The 24,200-nt window shown below is 39.6% G+C and carries 24 protein-coding genes, 4 tRNA genes and 1 pseudogene; 21 read left to right on the plus strand and 8 right to left on the minus strand.

Features of this window, described 5'->3' with window-relative positions; genetic code table 11:
- The first annotated feature begins 336 nt into the window (after positions 1 to 336).
- The 4 genes from QL986_RS17595 to QL986_RS17610 are packed head-to-tail and all read left to right on the plus strand — an operon-like array spanning position 337 to position 2,076.
- Positions 337 to 1,017, plus strand: coding sequence for a hypothetical protein (locus tag QL986_RS17595; RefSeq protein WP_024601111.1), 681 nt, complete (start codon positions 337 to 339; stop codon positions 1,015 to 1,017).
- 36 nt (positions 1,018 to 1,053) lie between these two features.
- Complete coding sequence (locus tag QL986_RS17600; RefSeq protein ID WP_236613509.1) at positions 1,054 to 1,464, plus strand: hypothetical protein; 411 nt, start codon at positions 1,054 to 1,056, stop codon at positions 1,462 to 1,464.
- A gap of 21 nt (positions 1,465 to 1,485) precedes the next feature.
- On the plus strand, positions 1,486 to 1,788 hold the full coding sequence (locus tag QL986_RS17605) for a hypothetical protein (RefSeq protein WP_024601110.1): 303 nt from the start codon (positions 1,486 to 1,488) through the stop codon (positions 1,786 to 1,788).
- 15 nt (positions 1,789 to 1,803) lie between these two features.
- Positions 1,804 to 2,076, plus strand: coding sequence for a hypothetical protein (locus QL986_RS17610; protein ID WP_290191765.1), 273 nt, complete (start codon positions 1,804 to 1,806; stop codon positions 2,074 to 2,076).
- A gap of 152 nt (positions 2,077 to 2,228) precedes the next feature.
- Here the strand turns inward: QL986_RS17610 and queE are convergent, their stop codons facing one another.
- Positions 2,229 to 2,894, minus strand: coding sequence for a 7-carboxy-7-deazaguanine synthase QueE (queE, locus tag QL986_RS17615; protein ID WP_055013381.1), 666 nt, complete (start codon positions 2,892 to 2,894; stop codon positions 2,229 to 2,231).
- Between the two features lie 145 nt (positions 2,895 to 3,039).
- Here queE and queC point away from each other — a divergent pair, with 145 nt between their 5' ends.
- Positions 3,040 to 3,696, plus strand: a complete 657-nt coding sequence (queC, locus tag QL986_RS17620) for a 7-cyano-7-deazaguanine synthase QueC (RefSeq protein WP_008110177.1) — start codon at positions 3,040 to 3,042, stop codon at positions 3,694 to 3,696.
- 60 nt (positions 3,697 to 3,756) lie between these two features.
- Here queC and QL986_RS17625 read toward each other — a convergent pair whose 3' ends face one another.
- Positions 3,757 to 4,206, minus strand: a complete 450-nt coding sequence (locus QL986_RS17625) for an isoprenylcysteine carboxylmethyltransferase family protein (RefSeq protein WP_054201169.1) — start codon at positions 4,204 to 4,206, stop codon at positions 3,757 to 3,759.
- Between the two features lie 173 nt (positions 4,207 to 4,379).
- Between QL986_RS17625 and QL986_RS17630 the strand changes: the two genes are divergently transcribed.
- The gene (locus QL986_RS17630) at positions 4,380 to 4,622 is read left to right on the plus strand and encodes a hypothetical protein (RefSeq protein WP_010388451.1); all 243 of its coding nucleotides are present in this window, start codon (positions 4,380 to 4,382) and stop codon (positions 4,620 to 4,622) included.
- 8 nt (positions 4,623 to 4,630) lie between these two features.
- Here QL986_RS17630 and QL986_RS17635 read toward each other — a convergent pair whose 3' ends face one another.
- The 5 genes from QL986_RS17635 to QL986_RS17655 all read right to left on the minus strand — a co-directional run bounded on the left by QL986_RS17635 (position 4,631) and on the right by QL986_RS17655 (position 10,714).
- Entirely contained in the window at positions 4,631 to 5,644 is a 1,014-nt protein-coding gene (locus tag QL986_RS17635) for a hypothetical protein (RefSeq protein WP_290191766.1), read from the minus strand.
- Between the two features lie 95 nt (positions 5,645 to 5,739).
- Positions 5,740 to 6,405, minus strand: a complete 666-nt coding sequence (locus tag QL986_RS17640; RefSeq protein ID WP_290191767.1) for a tRNA (adenine(22)-N(1))-methyltransferase TrmK — start codon at positions 6,403 to 6,405, stop codon at positions 5,740 to 5,742.
- An 8-nt stretch (positions 6,406 to 6,413) separates the two neighbouring features.
- A complete protein-coding gene (locus QL986_RS17645) occupies positions 6,414 to 7,343 on the minus strand; it encodes a class I SAM-dependent methyltransferase (protein WP_290191768.1) in 930 nt (309 codons plus the stop codon).
- The gene (gene uvrB, locus QL986_RS17650; RefSeq protein WP_008468252.1) at positions 7,344 to 9,338 is read right to left on the minus strand and encodes an excinuclease ABC subunit UvrB; all 1,995 of its coding nucleotides are present in this window, start codon (positions 9,336 to 9,338) and stop codon (positions 7,344 to 7,346) included. It abuts the gene before it with no gap.
- Complete coding sequence (locus tag QL986_RS17655; protein WP_290191769.1) at positions 9,335 to 10,714, minus strand: MATE family efflux transporter; 1,380 nt, start codon at positions 10,712 to 10,714, stop codon at positions 9,335 to 9,337. Before QL986_RS17655 ends, uvrB begins: the two co-directional genes overlap by 4 nt.
- Before the next feature lie 1,038 nt (positions 10,715 to 11,752).
- Between QL986_RS17655 and QL986_RS17660 the strand changes: the two genes are divergently transcribed.
- The 15 genes and pseudogenes from QL986_RS17660 to QL986_RS17730 form a co-directional block, all read left to right on the plus strand.
- A tRNA-Asn gene (locus QL986_RS17660) sits at positions 11,753 to 11,829 on the plus strand.
- 21 nt (positions 11,830 to 11,850) lie between these two features.
- Positions 11,851 to 11,927: transfer RNA gene (locus QL986_RS17665), tRNA-Asn, on the plus strand.
- 21 nt (positions 11,928 to 11,948) lie between these two features.
- Positions 11,949 to 12,025: transfer RNA gene (locus QL986_RS17670), tRNA-Asn, on the plus strand.
- 23 nt (positions 12,026 to 12,048) lie between these two features.
- Positions 12,049 to 12,125, plus strand: a tRNA-Asn gene (locus QL986_RS17675).
- A 173-nt stretch (positions 12,126 to 12,298) separates the two neighbouring features.
- A complete protein-coding gene (locus QL986_RS17680) occupies positions 12,299 to 14,242 on the plus strand; it encodes a GGDEF domain-containing protein (RefSeq protein WP_013465281.1) in 1,944 nt (647 codons plus the stop codon).
- A 244-nt stretch (positions 14,243 to 14,486) separates the two neighbouring features.
- The gene (gene rsxA, locus QL986_RS17685) at positions 14,487 to 15,068 is read left to right on the plus strand and encodes an electron transport complex subunit RsxA (protein WP_008115244.1); all 582 of its coding nucleotides are present in this window, start codon (positions 14,487 to 14,489) and stop codon (positions 15,066 to 15,068) included.
- Position 15,069: 1 nt separating this feature from the next.
- Positions 15,070 to 15,624, plus strand: coding sequence for an electron transport complex subunit RsxB (rsxB, locus tag QL986_RS17690; RefSeq protein ID WP_290191770.1), 555 nt, complete (start codon positions 15,070 to 15,072; stop codon positions 15,622 to 15,624).
- An 8-nt stretch (positions 15,625 to 15,632) separates the two neighbouring features.
- Positions 15,633 to 18,023 carry an electron transport complex subunit RsxC gene (rsxC, locus tag QL986_RS17695; protein WP_016900422.1) on the plus strand — a complete coding sequence of 797 codons (2,391 nt, stop codon included), beginning with the start codon at positions 15,633 to 15,635 and terminating at the stop codon, positions 18,021 to 18,023.
- Positions 18,020 to 19,078 (plus strand): electron transport complex subunit RsxD, encoded by a 1,059-nt coding sequence (rsxD, locus tag QL986_RS17700; protein WP_138765487.1) that lies wholly within the window; start codon positions 18,020 to 18,022, stop codon positions 19,076 to 19,078. Before rsxC ends, rsxD begins: the two co-directional genes overlap by 4 nt.
- Positions 19,075 to 19,713, plus strand: coding sequence for an electron transport complex subunit RsxG (rsxG, locus tag QL986_RS17705; RefSeq protein WP_013465285.1), 639 nt, complete (start codon positions 19,075 to 19,077; stop codon positions 19,711 to 19,713). Before rsxD ends, rsxG begins: the two co-directional genes overlap by 4 nt.
- The gene (locus tag QL986_RS17710) at positions 19,710 to 20,408 is read left to right on the plus strand and encodes an electron transport complex subunit E (RefSeq protein ID WP_013465286.1); all 699 of its coding nucleotides are present in this window, start codon (positions 19,710 to 19,712) and stop codon (positions 20,406 to 20,408) included. Before rsxG ends, QL986_RS17710 begins: the two co-directional genes overlap by 4 nt.
- Positions 20,409 to 20,454: 46 nt before the next feature.
- Positions 20,455 to 21,087: an endonuclease III gene (gene nth / locus QL986_RS17715; RefSeq protein ID WP_013465287.1), complete on the plus strand. Its 633-nt coding sequence runs from the start codon at positions 20,455 to 20,457 to the stop codon at positions 21,085 to 21,087.
- A 236-nt stretch (positions 21,088 to 21,323) separates the two neighbouring features.
- On the plus strand, positions 21,324 to 22,031 hold the full coding sequence (locus tag QL986_RS17720) for an AraC family transcriptional regulator (protein ID WP_016900424.1): 708 nt from the start codon (positions 21,324 to 21,326) through the stop codon (positions 22,029 to 22,031).
- A 134-nt stretch (positions 22,032 to 22,165) separates the two neighbouring features.
- On the plus strand, positions 22,166 to 23,035 hold the full coding sequence (locus tag QL986_RS17725; RefSeq protein WP_013465289.1) for an EamA family transporter: 870 nt from the start codon (positions 22,166 to 22,168) through the stop codon (positions 23,033 to 23,035).
- Between the two features lie 123 nt (positions 23,036 to 23,158).
- A pseudogene (locus QL986_RS17730) lies at positions 23,159 to 23,407 on the plus strand (endonuclease III); the annotation flags it as partial.
- A 204-nt stretch (positions 23,408 to 23,611) separates the two neighbouring features.
- Here the strand turns inward: QL986_RS17730 and QL986_RS17735 are convergent.
- Complete coding sequence (locus QL986_RS17735) at positions 23,612 to 24,166, minus strand: TetR/AcrR family transcriptional regulator (protein WP_028834979.1); 555 nt, start codon at positions 24,164 to 24,166, stop codon at positions 23,612 to 23,614.
- Positions 24,167 to 24,200 lie beyond the last annotated feature (34 nt).

A 24,200-nucleotide genomic window follows, 5' to 3' on the forward strand; every position in this document is an offset into this window, starting at 1 on the left:
AGTATCTGGAGAGTCTAACGATTGTTCAACTGCTTTTGTTTTAAATTCAATTGAATGACTACGCCTAGTTTTGATTTTCATAACACTTATTCCTTAAATAAGTGTCCACTTTTATAGAGTCGTATCAGGTTCAACAAAATAAAAACAAAAGCGCTGCTCAATAACAACGTTTTTTAGTATTAGCTTTGCTTAAAAGTCATAGAAAAGTTTGTGATAGTAATATCTTAGGTAATTTGTTAAAACTATATAAATTAAATAAATGAGCGTGACATAGTAGAAACCTGCGCGACGCGCGGACTAGAAAATAGTAAGGTGCAAGGAGTAAATATTAAGCGAATGAGCAATATTAATTTAATTGATTTACGCATTAAAATAATGCTAGAAGTTTTAAGCTTATGCTCAATAAACATCTCTGATGATTTTAATTCTCAAATTATTTCAATACTCGAATTAGACAATATCCGTGACTATGGATTTGTAATAGATTCTTTGTATCTGCTCGAAGATACTCAACTAGCTAAGGATGACTTCTACAATCATGGAATCAATATACATGAATCGAGAAACGAAAAATTTGGTGAAGCATACTTACGCATGTACGGAATATTCAATGCCTGTTATCTTCAGCTACAAGCTTTAATAGCACTATCTTCTAAATTAAAAATACCATTTTCAAAGAGTGAGGCGGACGAGTTACCAATCTTTCTATTTAGGACGTATTACGCTTCACACACCGTAAACACAGGATATAGCTCTGATAGACGTTCTTATATTCTCGACCGACATGCACTATTAAATGGTTCTGTTGAAGGCTATTCGTCAAATACAAATGGTGAAGATCATTTTGTAAAGGCAGACATCCTCGAACTCTTATATGAGTGGGATCATTTCCTAGCCAAAAATCTTAAATCCATGTCATCAAAGTTTACTGATAAAATTGAAATTATTCCTCACGATGAATTCGATTTATCTAAGATCTCGGAGCTTATTAAGTCAGAAGCTGAAATAGAATCATAATGCACCTAACAAGCAACTAATCAGGAGAAATAACTATTGGTTTTAGGTAAATCGATAATGCGATGTTTATTTTTATTATATCTGTTTAGATTTGGCTCTTCTGCTGCATCATGCATTCAAACTGATGATCAAGTTGCAGCATGGAACTTAAAATACAATCATTTATTTAATGTAAGTGTACAGCAAAATAATAGTTCATTTTCCGTTACAGTATATTTACCAGAGAAAATTAAAGAAGAGATGTTTAATTTTGTTTGGGTTGCAGTAGGTGAGCAAGATGACCCACTATTTGCCATACCAACAACTGTGGTCAAAGAAGAAGGAAAGACAAAAGCTTGGTTTATTGCTAAACCTCTTAATGGCGAAAAGTATGCATTTATTTTTAGCTATGGAAAAGGTTGCGGCATTGAAATTGAAGTACCTGTTGAGTTTAAAGAAAAAACATAACAACCATAATGGAGTTTGAAAATGAGAAAAGAGTTCGAATTCACAGTTAAGGGTCATAAAATTAAAATTGTTAACTCATGGTTTGGTGGTGCAAAACTATATGTTGATGGCGATTACCGTGATCAAGACTCTACCTTTATTGCTAACGGCAAAACGGCACTTCTTTCAGCTAAACTTGCTGATCTTGGTGTTTTAGAGATTTTCCCCATATCAGCTTTAATATCTGTAGAAATGGATGCATTTTTAATTACGGACGATGAAAGGTTGCAAGTATACAGCTCACATAAGCGTTTAAACTTAACACAGCAGCGATTAGCAAAATAAACACATAGGTAAAATATGAAACTATTAATGGCCCCTTTATTACTCATTATTGCTGGATGCAGTAGTGTTGCGCAAAAGGGTGAAAAATATTCGCCGTGCTCTGAACCATGGTTTAATCATGTTGAACAGCAAATAAGTACCGGTGACGGTTATGGACATGGGCCAGACATTGGCTCTTTAGAATGGCGCTCTGTAATCATGTTTAAACTCGGTATTAGAAATAAGCCAGGCGTACCAGAATTAAATACTCAGCAGTGGTGCCAGTTTATTGATGAAAATTATATTTAAAGCCTGCTTGGCTTTATGAGCTGAAGTTTGTTTACCTGGGAGCAGTAAGCGAACTGCGCCTTGTTTGTTAAGGGAGGTTGGGATTTACTCACCCAACCTTGTATCTCTTCTTGATGAGTATTTAGCTAAACACTTGCAGCTGCGCTTTCTCTTTAACTAATACCCAAATACTTATGTACTTGAATTGATAAGCGCCAGTTTTTGGCGATACAAGTATCAATGGCTAATTTAGTTGCCGACGTTTTTTGGCTGATTGGCTGTAAATATACCAGTTTTGGGTTAACACCCGTGGCGACAAATAACTCTTCCAGTTCTTCTACGTGCTTTTGCATAGCAACCGGATGTTTAATTTCATCGGCGCGTTGCATAGCACTGCTCAATACTTTGTAACCACCACGCATATTAATTTTTGGTGATACCGTAACCCACGTTTGGGCAGGGGCGAGAATTTCAAAGGTGCCACTGGTTTCTATTTGCGTGCTAAAGCCATGATCATGCAATAAATTACATACTGGATTTAAATCGTACATGCAAGGTTCACCACCGGTGATCACAACATGCTTGGCGGTATAGCCACGGGATTTAAATAACTCCAGGACCTGCGCGGCACTGGCCTCAGCCCAATGATCTGAGTCGGCTTTTTTTTCTACCGTGTCATCTAGTGATACTTTATATACATTATCAACATCCCAGGTTTGTTTAGTGTCACACCACGAACATCCCACAGGACAACCTTGCAGGCGTAAAAATATAGACGGCGTACCGGTAAAGCTCGCTTCACCTTGAATGGTTTCAAACACTTCATTAATTTTGTACAAAAGAAATCTCACTTACAACCTGACGGCAAAATTGTTACTATTAAAAATCGCAAAGCACGGTGCAAAAATTGTCATTTATGCCTTGGCCGTGTAGTATATCGCGCCCTGATATAAACCTCTATCAAAACTAAAGAGCAAACCACGTATGACGCAAAAAGTAGTTGTTATTTATTCCGGCGGTATGGACTCATTTACTGTATTAAATAAAGCCTTGCAGCAAGGCCATGATGTTTATGCCCTCTCGTTTGATTATGGTCAGCGTCATGTTAAAGAACTTAAAGTTGCCGCCAACGTATGTGAAAAGCTAAATGTCCCGCACAAAATTGTTGATATATCAGCAATTAATCAGCTTATTGGTGGTTCGTCGTTAACAGACGATATTGATGTGCCAGAAGGCCATTACGAAGAAGAAAGCATGAAAAGCACCATTGTGCCTAACCGCAATATGATTTTACTTTCCTTAGCGGTAGGTTATGCAGTGTCGCTTAAAGCGAGCAAAGTATATTACGGCGCGCATTCAGGCGATCATGCAATTTACCCTGACTGTCGTCCTGAGTTTGTTAAAAAGATGGATGATGTATGTCGTATTGCAAATTACGATGCAGTAGAAATTTTTAGCCCGTATTTAAACAATACTAAAATCGATATTTTAACCGACGGTATTAAAATGGGCTTAGACTACAGCCAAACATGGACCTGTTATAATGGTCGTGACAAAGCGTGTGGTAAATGTGGTGCCTGCCAAGAACGTTTAGAGGCCTTTGAGCTTAACAACGTGACAGACCCGCTTGAATATGAGTAAAGTTTAACGTTAATACACTAAAAGGCTACCAAGGGTAGCCTTTTTTGTTGCGATAAAACGTTAAAGCCAGCGTTTTACTCGTGATTTATAATCGTCAAATTGCTCACCAAATAACTGATGTAACGCCCGTTCCTCTGGGATTATTTGAAATAAGGTAATGTAAGCAATAAACCCTGCTACACCTAAAAAAGCCCACATTGAACCCAGCCACACGCCCCAGCCTGCTAATATAAACGCAAAACCTAAATACATCGGATTACGAGAGAATTTATAAACACCTGAGGTAACTAAACTAGACGCTTGTTCTGGTTTGTTAGGTAGTACTGTTGTTTTAGCAAACCGGAAACTCACTACCCCAGCAATACAAAATATACACCCAGTAGCGACAAGTGCTAGCGAGAGATAAGTAATAAATGCGCTAAAATCAATCACGGTATAATGTGCAATCAGTGCCATTACAGCAGCAAAAAACACCACAACCACAACCGGTGGAATTTTATTATTTAACATACCTACTCCTTGTATCGATTAAAAAATTCATAATTACTATATGGTGGCGTCACAAATAATAACAATGACTTATCGAATATTTATAAATACAAATAAAGTTACAATTAATTAGCTTTATGAGCGCTTAATTATGGTTATAATTTAAGCTTAAAGAAAAGTTAAAGGAAGTAATTATGTCTGGCACAACAATGATAGTTCTCATTGTACTTATTTCTGTAGGTTCGGGAGTTATTTACGATATGTATAAAAAGCACCTTGAATTTAAACATAAAGTACAGGACAACAATCAAGACGCACACAAACAACTAGCTGAGGTAACCGCTCAAGTGAGTGAACTTAAACAACGAGTACAAACACTTGAAGCCATTGTTACCGACTCAAGCTACAACGTAAAACAAGAAATAAACAAACTTTAATGTATACGTTACAAGTAATTTGGGTATAAATGTGCGTTTTCAGGCTGCTCAATGCCATGGGCAGCTAAAAAACCACCAATTGCTTGACCACACCCTTGTGGCGCTCGGCCACTGTCTATCTCAAAATTTAACTGATTCGCCTCTTGTTTACCCATTGAGCACAAACTAACTGAACTTGGCGAACGCATAGAAACACTTAACTCGCCTATTTGCTCCGCCTGTACATGCTTACTAAAACGTGCAAAACCTTGGTATTTAAAATGCTCGCTCACATGATCATTGCTTATAGCAACCAATGCGGCAATAAAACTATGTAAAAAGCTATTTGTTGTTGTATCCGGTGCTAAAAATGACAAAGTTTTGTTATTAAACTCACTCAGCTGGCAACTATCGCAATAAAGTTTAACCGTATACACCTGCTCACCGGTGATTATAGCTTGGCAGTTAATTAGCTCTATTTGGTTATCCGCAAACACAAGGCGATCTATCAGCTCGTTCAATGAAATATTTTTAAACGATGTACTTTTAACAAGCTCGGGATTTTGTGCCATAACGGGTAAGTCATGATGATTATTAAATGGCGTACTAGTTGCGCCTTGGTGTTGCAGCTGAAAAAGCTCTCTTACCTCATGCTCACGCGCCACTTTTAACGCTAAAAATGCAGTTTGAATAAGCTCCGAGGTAGGCAGGTTCTGCTCTACTGGCCAACGGCGACCAAACAATAGTTTTTTTGCTTTATTATCAGCGCGATAATTGTCTGGACTAAGTACTGCTACTTGCAAATAAACATCACTGTTTTTTTCAGCTGCTAGCACACTAAAGTGGTTGGAAAAACTAATGTCGTTAAGCACTTCATTAACACTGGCCAGCGTATGCTTGTAACGCAAAAAATGCTGCGGAACAATCCAATTTTTATTAGCCAGTTGTACTAGGGGCGCATACGAAATAGGTTGCTCGTAACTGTGTTGCCATTTTTGCCCATCATCTAATAATGACTCAATTTTTGTGTTGTTATCTGACATATATAAACCAAATAAATCTGCCTAGCGGCAAGATATTAACTATGAAGCACTTTACGTAGTTAATCATAAAAAGCGATCACACTTTTTGGCAGTATTTAGCGTTCAAATACGCGTTGATACTCTGTTATAACTTTTTGATAGTAAACTCTATCTTTATTGAGCATTCGAGTATAATGGTCAAGCAATTGTTGCTGATATTGATGATGTTGAGGGTTATGTTTATCCCACATATGAGCCCCCGTTTTAGTAATAGTGCCGGTGGCATTAAAACTGACTTGTAGCACTTCGTAAAAACGCTTGTTTTCAACAATAATTTGCTCGCTATCGAGCTGCAAATTACACGCTTTTAAACCCGCACGTACTTTATAGAGGTGCATAATAGGGCAAATAATAAAACTTAGTTGTTTAAGGCTGTGCGGATTATTAGCAATAATTTGCTCAATGAGCTTTAAGCATAAATCGCCCCCCACTCCCGCAATAACGATTACTTGCTTAGCACCTGTTGGCAGTTTAATTTGCGCAACATCTTCGCAGCGCACTTGCCATGAAGGCAAAGACTTTCCTTGCTCAAATTGTTGTAGCGACTGCTCAAGCGCTTCCATTAACTCTGGAATAATATCAACAAAGTTTATTTGTTTGGCTATGCCGCGCTCAAGTAATGCCATACCTAAAAAGCCATGATCGCAACAACAATCCCAAACAATATCGTAAGACTGTGTAATTAACGAATTGATGGCGTTTAAACGTTTACTCAGTTTCATTTAACTCACTATGTTTTTGTTTTGTACACCAATGCTTTTAAGCTTTTATCGCTATCAATTTCAATAAAGCGATCGGTAGGTTCTAGGCGTTTAACAAATTCAATAGCACCTTGAGTATGCTCTTCAATAAGTGCTTTAAAATCGTTTTCTGTAAGCTCTGGGCTATTAGCGCATAGCAATAACTGTGTAGTATCGTTTAAAAGCTCAGGAAGTCTGCGCAGCACTTTTTGATAGTCTTTGGTTAAAATAAAACTGCCTTTTTGAAAACTGGGCGGATCAACAATAATCAAATCAAACGGTGCGGCTTTTTTTAGCTTACCAAACGACTTTAAAATATCGTGCGGTAAAAAACTGACCCCACGATCGACATTATTGAGTTGGTGGTTTTGCTTACCCACTTTTAACACACCTTTGCTCATATCCATGTTCATCACATGATCTGCGCCGCCGTGCATAGCCGCAACCGAAAAACCACAGGTATAAGAAAACAAATTAAGTACTTTGGCGTGCTTACTATTTTGCATGACAAACTCACGGCCTTTTCGCATATCAGGAAAAATACCGGTGTTTTGCTTACTCATTAAATCAACCAAAAAACGCACCCCGTTTTCGGCTACGCTATGACGAACTGGCAGTTGACCGTGAACAAGGGTGTTATGGCTTTGCAGCCCAGCTCGCTGCTGATACACCAATGCAGTAATTAACTCTGGATGATGTTTTTGTGCCCATTGCCATAACGTATCGGTGAGTGCAGCGAGTGTTTCCTCGTCAATTTCACTGTATGACACCAAAAACAAACTTGGTGGGTAAAAGTCTAAGTTAATATGGCTAAGCGCTTCAACACTGTGGCCGCGTCCATGAAAAACGCGGCAAAGCTCATTATCGGAAAAAGGCGTGTCTGCCAAAGCATTTATAAGGGGAGTAAAATCGGTTGTCATTTAATTAATCAACTGTTGTTGTAGTTCATGTATTTCGTCGCGCACTGAGGCGGCTTTTTCAAATTCTAAATCGCTGGCATACGCATGCATTTTGGTTTCTAATTGCTTAATTTGCGTTGCAATTTCTTTAGCACTGAGGATTTTTTTAGATTCTTTACGAATAAGCTGTAGGTTGTCTTGCGGTGAAGCATCTTGGCCTACATCCATTACATCAAGTATCTTTTTAACTAATGCACTAGGTTCAATACCATGCTTAACATTATAAGCATGCTGTATTTCTCGGCGTCGGTCAGTTTCCTCAATGGCTTTAGCCATCGATTTAGTCACTCTGTCACCGTATAAAATGGCACGACCATCAAGGTGGCGCGCCGCACGGCCTATCGTTTGAATAAGTGAGCGTGCTGAGCGTAAAAAGCCTTCTTTATCGGCATCTAAAATAGCCACTAGTGCCACTTCTGGCATGTCTAAGCCTTCACGTAGTAAGTTAATGCCTACTAACACATCAAATACACCGGCACGTAAATCACGAATAATCTCTACTCGCTCTACGGTATCAATATCAGAATGTAAATAACGTACTTTTACATTGTGCTCACTCAAGTAGTCGGTTAAATCTTCAGCCATGCGTTTAGTAAGCGTAGTTACCAGCACACGCTCTTTTAATTCAACACATTTGTAAATTTCTGAGAGTAAATCATCAACCTGATCGCCTACCGGGCGCACTTCAATAACAGGATCAAGTAAACCAGTTGGGCGAATAACCTGCTCTGCAACTTCGCCGTTGCTGCGCTCTAATTCAAAGTCGCCCGGGGTGGCCGATACATAAATGGTTTGTGGTGCAATAGCCTCAAACTCTTCAAAACGCAGTGGCCTGTTATCCATAGCTGAGGGCATTCTAAAACCATATTCAACGAGGTTTTCTTTACGGCTTCTATCGCCTTTATACATGGCACCGATTTGCGAGACGGTTACGTGCGATTCATCAATAATCATTAATGCATCGTCGGGTAAATAGTCCAGTAATGTTGGCGGTGGATCGCCAGGTGTGCGCCCCGATAAATAACGGCTATAGTTTTCAATACCAGAGCAATAACCAAGCTCGGTCATCATTTCTATATCATATTGGGTACGCTGAGCTATGCGTTGCTCTTCTACTAACTTGTTTGCGCTGAGCAATTGTGCTCTGCGCTCTTTGAGCTCTGCTTTAATTTTTTCTATGGCTTCGAGAATTTTTTCTCGTGGCGTTACATAGTGAGTTTTAGGATAAATAGTGGCACGCACTATGTGTTTTTCTACCGCACCGGTTAATGGGTCAAAAATACTTAAGCGTTCAACTTCGTCATCAAACATTTCTACACGCACTGCATAGGTGTCTGATTCAGCTGGAAATATATCAACTACTTCACCACGAACGCGGTATGTACCGCGACTAAAATCAATATCGTTTCGCGTATATTGTAGCTCTGCAAGACGGCGCAGCATGTCACGTTGGTCGACCTTTTCACCCACTTTTAAAAGCAGCATCATTTTCATGTATGAGTCAGGATCGCCCAAACCATAAATTGCCGATACTGACGCAACGATGATGGTATCGCGTCGCTCTAAAAGCGCTTTGGTGGCGCTGAGTCGCATTTGCTCTATATGCTCATTAATAGATGCGTCTTTTTCGATAAAGGTGTCGCTGGCTACCACATAGGCTTCAGGTTGGTAGTAATCGTAGTAAGATACAAAGTATTCAACCGCATTGTGTGGAAAAAATTCTTTCATTTCGCCATACAATTGCGCCGCTAAGGTTTTATTATGCGCCATAATAATAGTTGGCCGGTTTAAATCACTAATAATGTTAGCCATAGTGAACGTTTTACCTGTTCCCGTTGCGCCTAATAAGGTTTGCTGGGCCAGTCCGGCTTCTAAGCCTTCACACAACTGAGCAATAGCGGTTGGCTGATCCCCTGCGGGTTTAAATTTTGATACTAGCTGAAAATGATCGCTCAATGACTACACTCCTGTAATGCTTGACTGCTTAACGCTTCAATTTCTTTCATAAACCACCTGTAGGCTACAAGTGCTGTAAATAAATTACCAATGGCCGCGCCAATAAACAAGCCGATTAAGCCTGCGAGTTCGTTCCCGATATACGCAAAGGGAATATAAAAAACAAACAATCGAATAACGCTTAAAACTAAGGCGTTCATGGGTTTGTGTAAAGCGTTAAACGAGGAGTTTGATAAAATGATCACTCCTTGCAAACCATAACTTAAAGGAATGGTATAAATAAACAGTTTTATGACATCAACAACGGCTTGCTCCTTACCAAATATTTCACTGATGACGCCTGAGAACATAATTAATAAAATATAAATAACAAACTGCCATAACATCACAAATTTTAAGGTTCCTAGGTAAGCATCCTTTACGCGAGAAAAATGACTGGCTCCAAAGTTTTGACTGATAAAAGGTGGCAAAGTCATCGATAATGCTAATACCACCAAACTCGCTATTGATTCTATTCGACTCCCTACTCCAAAAGCAGCCACAGCCTCTGGACCATGATGTGCAACCAATGCCGTCATTACTGCCATAGCAACCGGTGTTAGCATGTTAGCACCTGCTGCGGGTAAGCCTATTTTTAATATTTTACGAATTGCTCCAATAACCGTTTGCGACCCTGCTTTTAAACTCAATAAGCGCTTTTTAGCAATTAATAAGTATAAAATAATTGCCACAGCAACTGCCCATGCTATAACACTGGCAATGGCGGCTCCTTTAATGCCAAACGCAGGAATGGGGCCAAAACCAAAAATAAGTACAGGATCGAGTACAGCATTTATAAGTCCAGCCCCCCCCATAATAATACTCGGTGTTTTAGTATCACCGCTCGCACGCAGTACAGAATTACCAATCATTGGGGTAATTAAAAACACACTGCCCAAAAACCAAATACTAATATACTGATGAATTAGCGGGAGTACTTGCTCCCCTGCCCCAAGCAACGTAAATATTGGATCAATCAATAAATAGCCACTAGCAGATAAAATTAATACCAATATTACCGCTACCAACAACGAAACACTGGCATCAAAACGCGCTTCTTCTAAATTGTTACTGCCTAATGCTTTTGCAATAACCGCAGAAGTCCCTATACCTAAACCAATTGCTAAACTAATCACGGTAAAAGTAACAGGAAATGTAAAACTCACTGCAGCAAGCGGCTCTGTACCCAATAAACTAATAAAAAAAGTATCAACTATGTTGAACATCATCAGGGTAATCATCCCAAAGATCATTGGAACGGTCATTTTCTTTAACGTAGGCAAGATTGGAGCAGTGAGTAAATCAGGGCGAGTATGTGATTGAGAATGTGCGCGCATAAAATAAATAAGCCTCTTTTACTGAACGGCATATTTTAAAGCATCCGGAGAGTTCAAGCCATGCTTTATTAAATCTAAACAACTAAATCAGCCTTTAATCTACAAACTATTACTTTTACGCTGTTGTAAATAAATTTTGCACAAACACATCAAAAATCAAATTAAATACATTTATGTAACTTTTGCAACATTTACCTTTTAGATTTTGTTGCTTTATTACACAGTTAGCGATGATGCTTTATCGTCACGAAAAATTTTATTTATCGTTTAAGTGAGTAACTTAGCTGAATCATAAGCCTTTGTTTTTTAATATATAAAAAAAAAGCTTTTTAATACTTGAAATCGTTGTAGCGCCCTACAATGCTGGGGGTGCTGATGTTCTTAAAGTTTAATAAACAGAGTTATCCACAGAAACCGTGGATAACTCAATCAACCCCACGTTTATAAAGGGCTACAACCGAGTGCTAAATTGTCTGATCATTTGGTTTTTTCCGTTACCAATATGCAAACAGCATTGTATGCCCCTATTATGTGTATGAAGGTGATTTTTTCTTAGACTAATATCAGTGAGTAACACACTCAAACAGGTAGCTAACTCATTGATTGTTTTATTTTTGTACAAAACGTTATTGGTGCGGTCAAAATTTATATTATGTTTTAGCGCTAATTTCATTTTACGTAACTAAAAGGCATTTAGTTCAACCGTTTTAACGTACCAAAATAAAAAGGAGCCATTTATTTTAAATAAGTTAATTATCGCTTTATAAAAATACAGGAAATAGAACGCGTTTTTGCTATTAAAAGCCGTTTTCTTAAATTTTACTCATCACTTTATTGCCTCAAATTACAAACTTCATGCAAATATTGCCCTGTTTTTATAAAACAATATCACTGCGCTTTACTTAAATAGTGTTATAAAACGCGCAGATTGCACATAAAAACAACGAATAGACCTCTTTTTTGAATTTATGATCTTTTATATGTTGACACTTTGCTATGCGGTCATTAATATTTCGCCCCGTTGAAAGGCAAGACGCTTCCCCCTTAGCTCAGTTGGTTAGAGCGACGGACTGTTAATCCGCAGGTCCCCCGTTCGAGTCGGGGAGGGGGAGCCAAGTTTTTCAGCCATAAACGATTCCCCCTTAGCTCAGTTGGTTAGAGCGACGGACTGTTAATCCGCAGGTCCCCCGTTCGAGTCGGGGAGGGGGAGCCAAGTTTATGTTTATGATGTAGTTCCCCCTTAGCTCAGTTGGTTAGAGCGACGGACTGTTAATCCGCAGGTCCCCCGTTCGAGTCGGGGAGGGGGAGCCAAGTCATAAGAAGTACATTTTAGTTCCCCCTTAGCTCAGTTGGTTAGAGCGACGGACTGTTAATCCGCAGGTCCCCCGTTCGAGTCGGGGAGGGGGAGCCAATTTACTACAATCACATAGACATACCCTCCAATTTGCTCTACCATTCTTCTTTTAAAATAAAAACTTTTTTGCTTAAAAAACTAACCATTTGATAACTATTGATATCGAGCTATAATTAGTTTAATAATCATGAGGTTGTGTCCTCCCCCATTTGACATAAAAAGATTAAATAATGGCAGCTTTCAAAAAACTTATTCTTATACAACTGTTAGCTTGGCTGGTACTTGTTTCCGCTGGTAGTTATTTTATTAGCCAAAATTTTGATAATGCCATCGGCAACGCTCAAAAAAATGCACAAGCGACCGTTGAGCAATACATTAAAAATCTCTCTGCGACAGATATATCAGCAGAAAATCTTAAAAATACGCTTGCAACTAGTGAAACCTTTTCAAATTTTGTTTTACGTGACTATCAAGGCGTTGAAGTATTTTCGGTTAACAATGCAGTGCAATTACCTTTTATTGCTGAGCTTATTCAATCTAGTAGCAACTCAGTACGTCCTCAGTACGCCACAAATAATAACGCCGATATAAAAATTGAATTTAAATTAAACATTACTCACTTGGGTGAGCAGTTTCAAACCGCGTTTTTTGTTATTTTAATTGTTAGCACCCTACTCGCCCTAATACCTATTATATTGATGAAAACCATTGTTAAGCACATTAATGACAATATATGTACGGACGTTGCTGATGTTATTGATGTATATATCAATCAAAACCAACTAGGTGATGATTTTGCAACTAAAATTGATTCACCTGAGTTAGCTAAGTTAGGGAAAAGTTTAATTCCTAGCTTTAATCGTTTATCGCACTTTTTAAAAAGTAAAAACGACAATATAAAAAATGCAGCCCACGATATTAAACGTGAAGCCTACAAAGACGGTGTTACTGAATTAGGTAATCGCAATATGTTTGTTGATTACTACGAAAAAAATATAGAAAACACCGAAATAAGTACATTTGGCTCTTTAGCACTTGTCCGCTGTAGTGAGTTACAGTCAATTAATCAAAGTCGAGGCTATCAAAAAGGTGATGAGTACATTAAGTCGGTTGCAGATATCATAGTAAATATCAGTGGTACCTATTCCGGCAGTCAAGTTTTTAGAGTAAACAGCTCTGACTTTATAATTATATTGCCGAATACCCCGTTAAAAGAAGCTGAAAAATTTGGTGAAAACTTACAATCTCGCTTTACTCAATATATGCAAAACCAAGAGCTTAGCTCGGTTGCAAACACAGGTATTGTGGGATACGAAAAAGCCAAACCTTTAGGTGAGTTGCTCTCTATCGTTGATAACGCAATGAGTATGGCGCAATCTAAGCAAGCTAATGCGTGGCATGTGCAGCGCGATACTGATCTTGTTAATAATGTGAGCGCAGGGTTTGGTAACCAAAACTGGCGTAAAGTGATTAACGAAGTGATCGAGTCTAAAAGCGTCCACTTAGTGATCCAAAATATTATGCCATTAGGTAAAAGCATTAAAGCCTATGCTGAAATTCAAGCCCGCTTCAAAACAGAAGAAAATCAAGCTTTGCCTACCGCTTCATTTTTAGCAATGGCTGAAAAGCTCGATATGGCAATAGAAATTGATAAGTTAATTATAGAATCGTCATTAGAAAGAATAAAATCGAGTAATTTATCTGAAAAATACTTTGGCTTAAATATTACCCCTTCAAGTGCGCACAGTGACCAATTTATGATTTGGTTAGAGCGTCGTTTGCTTAAAGATACCCATATTGCTTCTAAGTTAATTTTTGAGGTGAGTGAATTTGGTCTGCAACAAAACATTAAAGCAAGCAAACGTTTTATTGATATGGTGCATCGCGTTGGAGCCAGAATTACTGTTGAACGCTTTGGTGTAGGACTCACATCATTTAAGTTTTTCAGAGATTTAAAACCAGACTTTATTAAAATGGATGCAAGTTATACCCGAGGCTTAGAGGATGATAAAAATAATCAGTACTTTATGCGTTTAATGGTCGACCTTGCTCACCGAATTGGTGTCAGTGTTTTTGCTGAGGGCGTTGAAAGCCAAGAAGAAAAACACATTGTAGAAACGTTATGCCTAGATGGTGTTCAAGGTTACTACATTGAAAAGCCCAAAGACATCTAACGCCTCTACTCCAATTAACGTAAAAAAGAGCATGTATGCTCTTTTTTACGTTCTAAAGTGTGCTTTTATGAATTTTCAGCCGTTAAAATGCTGACAGTTTTTTAATTGCAATGTTCCTTGATTTTAACCCTTTACAATTAGCCCATTATTTAACGTTGTTTATTTAACTGATAATCACTCAACGTGTTGTTAATCACAGTAGAAAAAAGGATAATACACGGGATTTTATTAGCGTGAGGCACACATGACAGAATACGTCTTGTTATTAATTGGAACAGTGTTAGTCAACAACTTTGTATTAGTACAATTTTTAGGCCTTTGCCCGTTTATGGGTGTGTCTGGGAAACTTGACACAGCCATAGGTATGTCTTTGGCAACTACCTTTGTGCTAACGCTTGCCTCTGTGACAAGCTATTTAGTAAATGAGTATATTTTATTACCATTGGATATTACCTATCTGAAAACAATGAGCTTTATTTTAGTGATAGCTGTTGTTGTACAATTTACTGAAATGGTTGTCAGAAAAACCAGTCCAACGCTTTACCGGTTACTGGGAATATTTTTACCTTTAATAACCACTAACTGTGCGGTCTTGGGTGTTGCTTTATTAAATATCAAAGAAGATCACACGTTTTTACAATCGGCCGTTTATGGCTTTGGTGCTGCGGTGGGTTTTTCATTAGTATTGGTTTTATTTGCTGCATTGCGCGAACGTTTAGCCGCAGCAGACGTACCAACCCCATTTAAAGGTGCCTCAATCGCAATGATAACGGCAGGTTTAATGTCAATGGCCTTCATGGGTTTTACTGGATTAGTGAAGTTTTAATATGACCTTGTTGTACGCTTTAATAGCGCTGGGTTTGCTGGCGTTAATTTTCGGATTAATTTTAGGGTTTGCAGCAGTACGCTTTCGAGTTGAAGGTAATCCTGTTGTAGAACAAATCGACACTATTTTACCGCAAACACAATGCGGCCAATGTGGTTACCCGGGCTGTCGTCCTTATGCAGAAGCCATTGCCAATGGCGATGAAATAAATAAATGCCCTCCAGGTGGTGAAGCGACCGTTAAAAAGCTAGCTGATTTAATGGGGGTTGAGGCTAAACCCCTCGCTGGCGGCGAACAAGCAGATCCGGTTAAAACAGTGGCGTATATCCGCGAAGAAGAATGTATTGGCTGTACTAAATGTATTCAAGCCTGCCCTGTTGATGCCATTGTGGGTGCAACACGTCAAATGCATACCGTTCTAATTGACGAATGCACTGGCTGCGATTTGTGCGTTGAACCTTGTCCGGTCGATTGTATTGACATGCTACCTGTTGCACCAACAAAACAAACCTGGAAATGGCAATTAGACGCTATTCCTGTTACCCAAATAGATTAGAGGTTTGAGTGGAAAAGTTACTTGAACAAATAAAAAAAGGCACCGTTTGGGCATTTCCTGGCGGCGTACATCCTCCTCAGCAGAAATCATTATCTAATAGTGCGCCTATAGCCAGACTCCCTTTGCCTGAAAAACTTGTTCTGCCTTTAAAGCAGCACATTGGCGCTAGTGGTAAATTAATAGTTGAAAAAAACCAGCACGTGTTAAAAGGCCAAGCGTTAACAAAGCCATCAGCTAATTGGTCGGTGCCAATACATGCACCTACATCAGGTACTATTATTGATATTACGCCTATGCCATCAGCGCATCCTTCGGCATTACCTGAATTGAGCATTATTATTGAACCCGATGGCAACGAAACCTGGTGTGAATTATCGCCTTTAGCAAACCCAGCCACTGCATCACACGATGAACTGGTTGATGTTATTCATAATGCGGGGATCTCTGGCATGGGCGGCGCAGGCTTCCCAACCTATGTAAAAGCTGATATTAAACAACCTATTGAATTTTTGATTGTTAATGCGGTTGAGTGTGAACCTTACATCACGGCTGACGATACCTTAATGCGTGAGCACGCCGCTGAAATAGTCAAAGGTATTGAGCTAATGCAGCAGTTACTCAATCCGACGCTGTGTATTATTGGCATTGAAGACAATAAGCCCGAGGCTATCACAGCCATGACAGAAGCGGCGAAGCATAACGAGCATATCTTAATACAAACCGTGCCTACTGTTTACCCTTCTGGCGGTGAAAAACAGCTAATAAAACTGCTCACTAACCGTGAAGTACCAAACGGCGGTATCCCTGCTGATATCGGCATTTTAGTACATAACACCGGCACTTTATTTGCGATTCAGCAAGCTGTATACGAAGGTAAACCGTTAATTGAACGTGTCGTTACCGTTACCGGCAATACTATACATAATCCAGGCAATGTATGGGCGTTATTAGGTACTGAAATTAAGCACTTACTTGATTGCCAAGGTTTTTCACCGGTGCCACAACAACGCGTGGTCATGGGCGGCCCTATGATGGGCTTTACCTTACCCACAGTTCGTATTGGCGTTGTTAAAACAACAAACTGCATACTTGCCCCAGATCATAAAGAATTAGCAGAGCCTGGCCCAGAAAAAGCCTGTATTCGCTGCAGTGCCTGTGCCGATGCCTGCCCTGCCTCGTTATTGCCACAACAATTACAATGGTTTGCTAAATCAAAAGAATACGACAAACTCCAAGAGCATAACTTATTTGACTGTATTGAATGTGGTGCCTGTGCCTATGTATGCCCTAGTGAAATACCACTTGTTCAGTATTACCGCGTTGCAAAAGTTGAAATTAAAGAGCAAATTGCCGAGAAGATAAAATCAGATCGCGCTAAAGAGCGCTTTGATGCACGTAAAGCGCGTTTAGAGCAAGAACAAGCTGAGCGAAAAAATCGCCATAAACGTAAACCTGCCCCTAAATCGACCGAAGAGCAGCAAAAAGTAGCCGATGCCCTTGCCCGCGTTAAAGATAAAACCAGCGATGGTGACAATAAATCAGCTGTAGCAGCGGCAATTGCGCGTGCTAAAGCGAAAAAGCAAGGTGGCGAACTCGAGCCAGATAACAGTGAAGTTGCAAAAGAGCGCGCAGCACGTAAAGAGCAAGCTCGCCTTTATAAAGAGCAAAAAGCACAAAACAATGGTGATGACGAGCCTGTAGATGATAAAAAATCAGCCGTTGCTGCCGCTATTGCCCGTGCTAAAGCCAAAAAAGCAGCACAAGCCAATGAACAAGCGCAAAGTGATGACACAGTAAGTGAATCGCCAGTCGCTGCCGATGATAAAAAAGCCGCGGTAGCTGCTGCTATTGCCCGTGCTAAAGCTAAAAAAGCAGCACAAGCCAATGCACAAACAGCAAGCGATGACACAGAAAGTGAATCGCCAGTCGCTGCCAATGATAAAAAAGCCGCGGTAGCTGCAGCCATTGCCCGTGCTAAAGCCAAAAAAGCAGCACAAGCCAATGAGCAAGCGCAAAGTGATGACACAGTAAGTGAATCACCAGTCGCTGCCGATGATAAAAAAGCCGCCGTGGCTGCTGCTATCGCTCGTGCTAAAGCCAAAAAGGCTGCCCAAGCCAATGAGCAAGCGCCAAGTGATGACACAGTAATTGAATCGCCAGCCGCTGCCGATGATAAAAAAGCTGCGGTAGCTGCTGCTATTGCCCGTGCTAAAGCTAAGAAAGCAGCACAAGCTAATGCATTAGCACAACAGAATGAAAACGCTGAGCCACAAGGCAACGATGAATCTTCAGAAAATTCACAGCAAACAGCTCAAGCGAAGAAAAAAGCCGCCGTAGCCGCCGCCATTGCCCGTGCTAAAGCTAAAAAGCAACAAAAAGAAGGAAACGATCAGTCATGAAACTAACCATGGCCAGTTCACCCCACAATCATAGTCACAAGTCTGTGACACGGTTAATGCTAACTGTGATTGCGGCCTGTATTCCTGGTGTTATTGCACAAGTTGTATTTTTTGGCACCGGTGTCCTTATTCAATTATTATTAGCGTTAGTGTGTGTAAGCGCATTTGAAGCAGCCATTATGCTAATGCGTAAGCGCCCTATTTGGCCTTCATTAAGCGATGGCAGCGCATGGCTAACCGGCGTGCTATTAGCGATTAGTGTTCCGCCTTTAGCGCCGTGGTGGGTTATTGTTATAGGGTGTTTGTTTGCCATTGTTATTGTTAAGCAACTTTATGGTGGTTTAGGCTTTAATTTATTTAACCCTGCAATGGCAGCTTATGTACTTTTATTAGTGTCGTTCCCTGTGCAAATGACGGCCTGGTTACCCGTTACAGAGTTACTCAATAAGGGCATTACTTTTAGCCAGCAGCTTAGTCTAATATTTAGTGACTTTACAACGTTAGGATACAGCTTAGATCAGCTCAGAGTGGGTATTGATGGCAGCACGATGGCCACCCCTCTTGATACGTTAAAAACAGATATTGCTCATAGCCTTACCGTCACTGAAAGTATGCAAAAACCGGTATTTAATGAATGGGTTGGCCTAGGTTGGGGTTGGGTTAATTTAGCCTTCTTACTCGGTGGCCTTTATTTATTAAAAACAAAAGTGATTAACTGGCATATACCAATTAGTTTTATTGCCAGTTTAAGCCTATGCGCTGCAATTGGTTATATTGCCTCGCCAGGCACTGAGCCGGGTCTGGTATTTCACTTATTTAGTGGTGCGACTATGCTCGGAGCCTTTTTTATTGCAACCGATCCTGTATCAGCTGCGACCACTAATCGAGGCCGCCTTATTTATGGTGCCGCGATTGGTTTAATTGTGTATTTAATTCGTACATTTGGTGGCTTTCCGGATGCCGTTGCATTTGCCGTATTACTGATCAATATTGCAGTTCCGCTTATTGATTACTACACACAACCAAGAACCTATGGCCATGGAGCAGTAAAATGATTATTTCTTCAATGGTAAAAAATGGCGCAATATTATGCGGCTTCGCACTCCTTACAACAGGGTTAGTGGCCACCATAAACTCGTTAACGGCCGATAAGATTGCAGAGCAAGAGCAACTGCAATTAACTAATCAGTTACAAGAAGTATTACCGCACAGCAAGTACACTAATGAACTTTCTCAAGATTGTGTGATTATATCAGACCCTTTACTTGGGCCATACGACAACCAAGTAATTTACCGTGCACGTAAAGATGACGAGCCCGTTGCATTAGTCATTCGTCATGTCACTCCTAGCGGCTACAGTGGCGATATAAACTTGCTTAGCGCGGTATATCGCGATGGCAGCGTTGCTGGTGTAAGGGTTACTAAGCATGAAGAAACCCCAGGTTTGGGCGATAAAGTCGAAATTAAAAAATCAGACTGGATCACCTCATTTAATTCAAAAACAGTACAAAGCGAAAGTGACGCGCGTTGGGCCGTTAAAAAAGATGGCGGTCAGTTTGATCAGTTTACTGGCGCAACCATTACGCCTCGCGCTGTAGTTGGCTCAGTTAAAAACGCCGTAGTGTATGCACAAAATAACTTTGATGATCTTTTTGCAGCAGCGAATGCTTGCCCTGAGGTAACACCATGAGTGAATTAAAAACCCTTTACAAAGAAGGCTTATGGGGAAATAACCCCGCCTTAGTACAGTTATTAGGTTTATGCCCTTTACTTGCTGTTACCTCCACAATCACTAATGCGCTAGGTTTAGGCTTAGCAACCTTGTTAGTGTTAGTGGGCTCTAATATTACCGTATCATTTGTGCGCAACTGGGTGCCTAAAGATATCAGAATACCGGTTTTTGTAATGATCATTGCCGGTTTTGTGACGATTGTGCAGCTGTTAATGAACGCCTACACTTTTGGCCTTTATCAATCTCTGGGGATTTTCATTCCGTTGATTGTGACTAACTGCGCCATTATTGGTCGTGCTGAAGCATTTGCCTCTAAAAATCCAGTGTATTTATCTGCCTTTGATGGCTTGATGATGGGCTTAGGATTTATGTTGGTGCTGATTGTACTTGGCGCTATGCGAGAGCTGATTGGCCAAGGCACCTTATTCGATGGCGCCGATTTATTACTCGGTCCTTGGGCTTCAGCTTTACGCATCGAAGTATTTAGCTTTGATAGCCAGTTTTTACTGGCCATTTTACCACCAGGTGCATTCTTAGGGCTTGGGCTGCTGATCGCCGCAAAAAACGTCATTGATGCACAAATAAAATCAAAACAAGTAACGCCGCCAGAAGCTGAAAAAGGCCCACGTGCACGTGTTACTAGCTTAACCTAAGGGGAAAACACATTAACTTAATAAAAGCTAATGCGTTTTAAGTGAGATGAATAAAGAAAAACGTTACCAAATACTTACTCGCTTGCGCGATGACAACCCACATCCTGAAACGGAGCTTGAATATTCAAGCCCGTTTGAGTTGCTAGTTGCCGTAACACTCTCAGCACAAGCCACCGATGTAGGGGTAAATAAAGCCACCCGTAAACTCTTTCCGGTTGCTAATACACCGCAAGCTATTTTAGATATTGGCCACGACACACTGCGTGATTACATTAAAACCATCGGTTTGTTTAATTCCAAAGCCGCTAATGTTTACAAAATGTGCCAAATACTGGTTGATCAGCATAACGGTGAAGTGCCTGAGAATCGTGAAGCGCTCGAAGCCCTGCCTGGCGTTGGCCGTAAAACAGCCAATGTGGTACTGAACACCGCTTTTGGCTGGCCGACAATTGCAGTTGATACGCATATATTCCGTGTATCAAACCGTACTAAGCTTGCCATGGGTAAAGACGTGGTAGCCGTTGAACAAAAGCTTGAAAAAGTGATCCCCAAAGAATTTAAAGTAGACGTACATCACTGGCTCATTTTACATGGACGTTATGTTTGTACAGCCCGCAAACCCAAATGCGGCAGTTGTATAATTGAAGACTTGTGTGAGTTTAAAGATAAGACTGAGTAATGTTTAGACTGCTTTGATACGATAACGGACATTAGCATCAATAGTTTTCAGAGATATTTTTAGTATCCATTAAACGTAGAGCTATCATCATCTTGACAGTCAACTAAGCCGCCACATTGATCATATAAACTTTAATTAAAAACACCAGTAGAAACTAAGACTTCACTTTAGAATTCATTACTCTAAGATATATAACCCTAATCATGATGAAATAAGGCAATACGTTTTCTATTATTATGAAAAATCTATTATCCATCCGCTCCTATAGCACAAAGCCAGTTCGTCACTCACATCAATTTAATCAGTTGGTTCTACCTTTACGTGGTGTCATAAATATATGTGTTGGTGATTTCAATGGAAAAGTTGCACCAAGTGAATGTGTTGTAGTTAAAGCCAACGAAGAGCACCTGTTCACTGCAAACACTGAAGCTAGGTTTGTAGTCGTAGATATGAAAAATCTTCCGCTAAATATTTCATCTTCACAATGTATTGTTTTTGCAATTAACTCATCTCTTAGAAGTTACTTAACTTTTATCGAAAACCAACTAGAAAACAAAGTTAATGCTCAATTAGAACAGGCGATGTTCGAAATGTTCAGCTTACTGCTGGCAGAGCAAACTTTATTACCAAAGGTAGATAGTCGCATTGGTACAGCAATATCCTTCATAGAGCAAAATATTGCAGAGCAGCTTCAAATTAAATGTTTAGCTGAATCTGCTTTCCTGAGTGAAACACAGTTTAAGAAACTATTTAAAATACAAACAGGTATGACCGTGATGAAGTACGTAACAAAACTTCGAATGGAAAAAGCCCAAGCATTACTTACGCATACAGATTATCCGTTACCAATTATTGGTGAAAAAGTAGGTTATAAAGAACCCTCGGCCTTTAGCCGAAAGTTTTCACAATACTTTGGTCTATCACCAACAAAATTCAAAAAGTAAACTTAGTCGGAATTGTTAACTATTGCGTCTTAATTGTTAAAAACACCCTACATAATTAGCATACTATTTCTATATTGAAGTTATTATAAATAAGTCTCATTGTGGAAAATCATCACGGAAGTTTTAAAGGTGTAATGGCGATTATTGTTGCTAGTTTCTTGTGGGGGACAACTGGTACTGCTGCAAGCTACTCCCCAGATGTAAGCTCTTTGGCTATTGGTGCATTCTCTATGGGGATAGGAGGAGTGTTACTTGTAATCACAGCTCGAAAAAAGCTACTTATAGATTATAAGCTGATGCTCGAACAGCCTAAAATATTTCTCTTAGGTGTCACTTCTGTCGCTATTTACCCATTAGCATTCTATACCTCAATGCGCTTATCAGGTGTTGCCATTGGTACTGTAGTATCTATAGCCACTGCACCTTTTTTTGCTGGAATCCTTGAACGTCTTATTAGCAAAAAGGACATTTCATTGCAATGGATGTTGAGCTTTGTCATTGGTGCTATAGGTATTGCTCTGTTAACTTTAGGTAAAGACCAGAGTAATAATAATGCTTACAGTATCAATCAACAGGGTTTGGGGATTATTTTAGGTTGTATTGCTGGTTTAACTTATGCAGGTTATTCATGGGCGGCAAGGTGTTTAATTGAAAGTGGCGTTCACTCAACATCGTCCATGTCTGGGCTATTCGGTTGTGCTGCACTACTGTTACTTCCTTCATTATGGTTTACGGGTGATAACTTATTTTCAAGTTCATCTAATGCTTTCGTATCTTTATATATGGCAATAATTCCAATGTTTTTAGGATATTTATTATTTGGTTTTGGCTTGAATTATATAGATGCAAGTAAAGCGACATTAATCACCTTAATTGAACCATTAGTTGCAACTGTTTTAGCTATAGTCATTATTGGGGAAAAATTTAAAGTAATAGGTTGGGCAGGCGTAGCTTTAGTATCACTATGCCTATTGATGCAAACAATCAAACCTCAAAAAAACTAAGGTTAGCCGTCAAAACAATGTAGATATATAGCCCTAAATATGCTCCTGAATTTGCTAAGGCTTAATGTCAGCATATGGCTAAAAGCAGTACATGGGTTTTCCTTTTGCTATCTACCTTAATTATCTTTTGGCTGGCCCACCATCGCTGTAGATACGCATATATTCCGTGTATCAAACCGTACTAAATTTGCTATGGGTAAGAACGTGGTTGAAGTAGAAAAGAAGCTCGAAAAAGTAGTGCCTAAAGAGTTTAAAGTAGATGTACATCACTGGCTCATTTTACATGGACGTTATACCTGTGTGGCGCGTAAGCCAAAGTGTGGCAGCTGTATAATTGAAGATTTATGTGAGTTTAAAGATAAGACTGAATAGCTCCCACCTGTTAAGATACGAAAGCGGACCTTAGCTTTGGCTTACCCAGTGTCATGTTGCGACATCGCTGGCTTAAGTTGTGTCGATTTCCACCCAAAAAAGAACAGATAGGTAGCAAACTGATCTTTTAAATAAATTAACCACAAGATGTGCTTAGTAACTGTCTTCAGTAAATTAATGTTACATCTATATTCTTGCAGGGGATTATGAAGCAACCCCACTCTTGAACGATAAAAAAGCTAAATGTGCTGCCTTACCTGAACTGTAATTATCTAGATGACTCATCTTGTAACCTGCGTACAATAAACCTTCAAAAAAATAAAAACCCCAATCAACACAGAAGTGCTTACTTAATAACCCCTCATCTTTCGCAAGTTTTATCAATTCTCGTATCTCGTTATCTTGCTGTTGTATACGAACTTGAAGCTTTTCACTTTTCTGAAACATCTTCTCGAATTTTTGCAAAAAAGCGAATTCCTCGTATAACGGCAAAGTATTTTCGAATACAAGCCTAATAGCATCCAATGAGTCTTTAGCTTTATTTTCAACGGACATATTTACTTCATCAAAGCGGTCTAAACAATATAACGCAATCTCTTCTTGAAGCGCTTCCTTATGCTTAAATTGGCGGTACACCGTTGCTCTACCAACTTCAGCCCTTTTAGCCACGTCAACTAGCGTTGAGTCCTCGTTTTGAATAAACAGTTTTAACCCCGATTGAATAATTTTTTTTCTCGAATTATTTGTTCTTGCATCCATTTTATGAGACAGCCTTGTATCATCTATTAAGTTC

Source organism: Pseudoalteromonas sp. APC 3250, assembly GCF_030407915.1.
In the GTDB taxonomy this organism is placed as follows: domain Bacteria; phylum Pseudomonadota; class Gammaproteobacteria; order Enterobacterales; family Alteromonadaceae; genus Pseudoalteromonas; species Pseudoalteromonas tetraodonis.

Bases quoted from the DNA above. Each gene is read 5' to 3' on its own strand.
- QL986_RS17595 (WP_024601111.1), top strand. From the start codon at position 337: ATGAGCAATATTAATTTAATTGATTTACGCATTAAAATAATGCTAGAA.
- QL986_RS17605 (WP_024601110.1), top strand. From the start codon at position 1,486: ATGAGAAAAGAGTTCGAATTCACAGTTAAGGGTCATAAAATTAAAATT.
- QL986_RS17610 (WP_290191765.1), top strand. From the start codon at position 1,804: ATGAAACTATTAATGGCCCCTTTATTACTCATTATTGCTGGATGCAGT.
- queC (WP_008110177.1), top strand. From the start codon at position 3,040: ATGACGCAAAAAGTAGTTGTTATTTATTCCGGCGGTATGGACTCATTT.
- QL986_RS17625 (WP_054201169.1), bottom strand. From the start codon at position 4,206: ATGTTAAATAATAAAATTCCACCGGTTGTGGTTGTGGTGTTTTTTGCT.
- QL986_RS17630 (WP_010388451.1), top strand. From the start codon at position 4,380: ATGTCTGGCACAACAATGATAGTTCTCATTGTACTTATTTCTGTAGGT.
- QL986_RS17635 (WP_290191766.1), bottom strand. From the start codon at position 5,644: ATGTCAGATAACAACACAAAAATTGAGTCATTATTAGATGATGGGCAA.
- QL986_RS17640 (WP_290191767.1), bottom strand. From the start codon at position 6,405: ATGAAACTGAGTAAACGTTTAAACGCCATCAATTCGTTAATTACACAG.
- QL986_RS17645 (WP_290191768.1), bottom strand. From the start codon at position 7,343: ATGACAACCGATTTTACTCCCCTTATAAATGCTTTGGCAGACACGCCT.
- QL986_RS17655 (WP_290191769.1), bottom strand. From the start codon at position 10,714: ATGCGCGCACATTCTCAATCACATACTCGCCCTGATTTACTCACTGCT.
- QL986_RS17680 (WP_013465281.1), top strand. From the start codon at position 12,299: ATGGCAGCTTTCAAAAAACTTATTCTTATACAACTGTTAGCTTGGCTG.
- rsxA (WP_008115244.1), top strand. From the start codon at position 14,487: ATGACAGAATACGTCTTGTTATTAATTGGAACAGTGTTAGTCAACAAC.
- rsxB (WP_290191770.1), top strand. From the start codon at position 15,070: ATGACCTTGTTGTACGCTTTAATAGCGCTGGGTTTGCTGGCGTTAATT.
- rsxD (WP_138765487.1), top strand. From the start codon at position 18,020: ATGAAACTAACCATGGCCAGTTCACCCCACAATCATAGTCACAAGTCT.
- rsxG (WP_013465285.1), top strand. From the start codon at position 19,075: ATGATTATTTCTTCAATGGTAAAAAATGGCGCAATATTATGCGGCTTC.
- QL986_RS17710 (WP_013465286.1), top strand. From the start codon at position 19,710: ATGAGTGAATTAAAAACCCTTTACAAAGAAGGCTTATGGGGAAATAAC.
- nth (WP_013465287.1), top strand. From the start codon at position 20,455: ATGAATAAAGAAAAACGTTACCAAATACTTACTCGCTTGCGCGATGAC.
- QL986_RS17720 (WP_016900424.1), top strand. From the start codon at position 21,324: ATGAAAAATCTATTATCCATCCGCTCCTATAGCACAAAGCCAGTTCGT.
- QL986_RS17725 (WP_013465289.1), top strand. From the start codon at position 22,166: ATGGCGATTATTGTTGCTAGTTTCTTGTGGGGGACAACTGGTACTGCT.
- QL986_RS17735 (WP_028834979.1), bottom strand. From the start codon at position 24,166: ATGGATGCAAGAACAAATAATTCGAGAAAAAAAATTATTCAATCGGGG.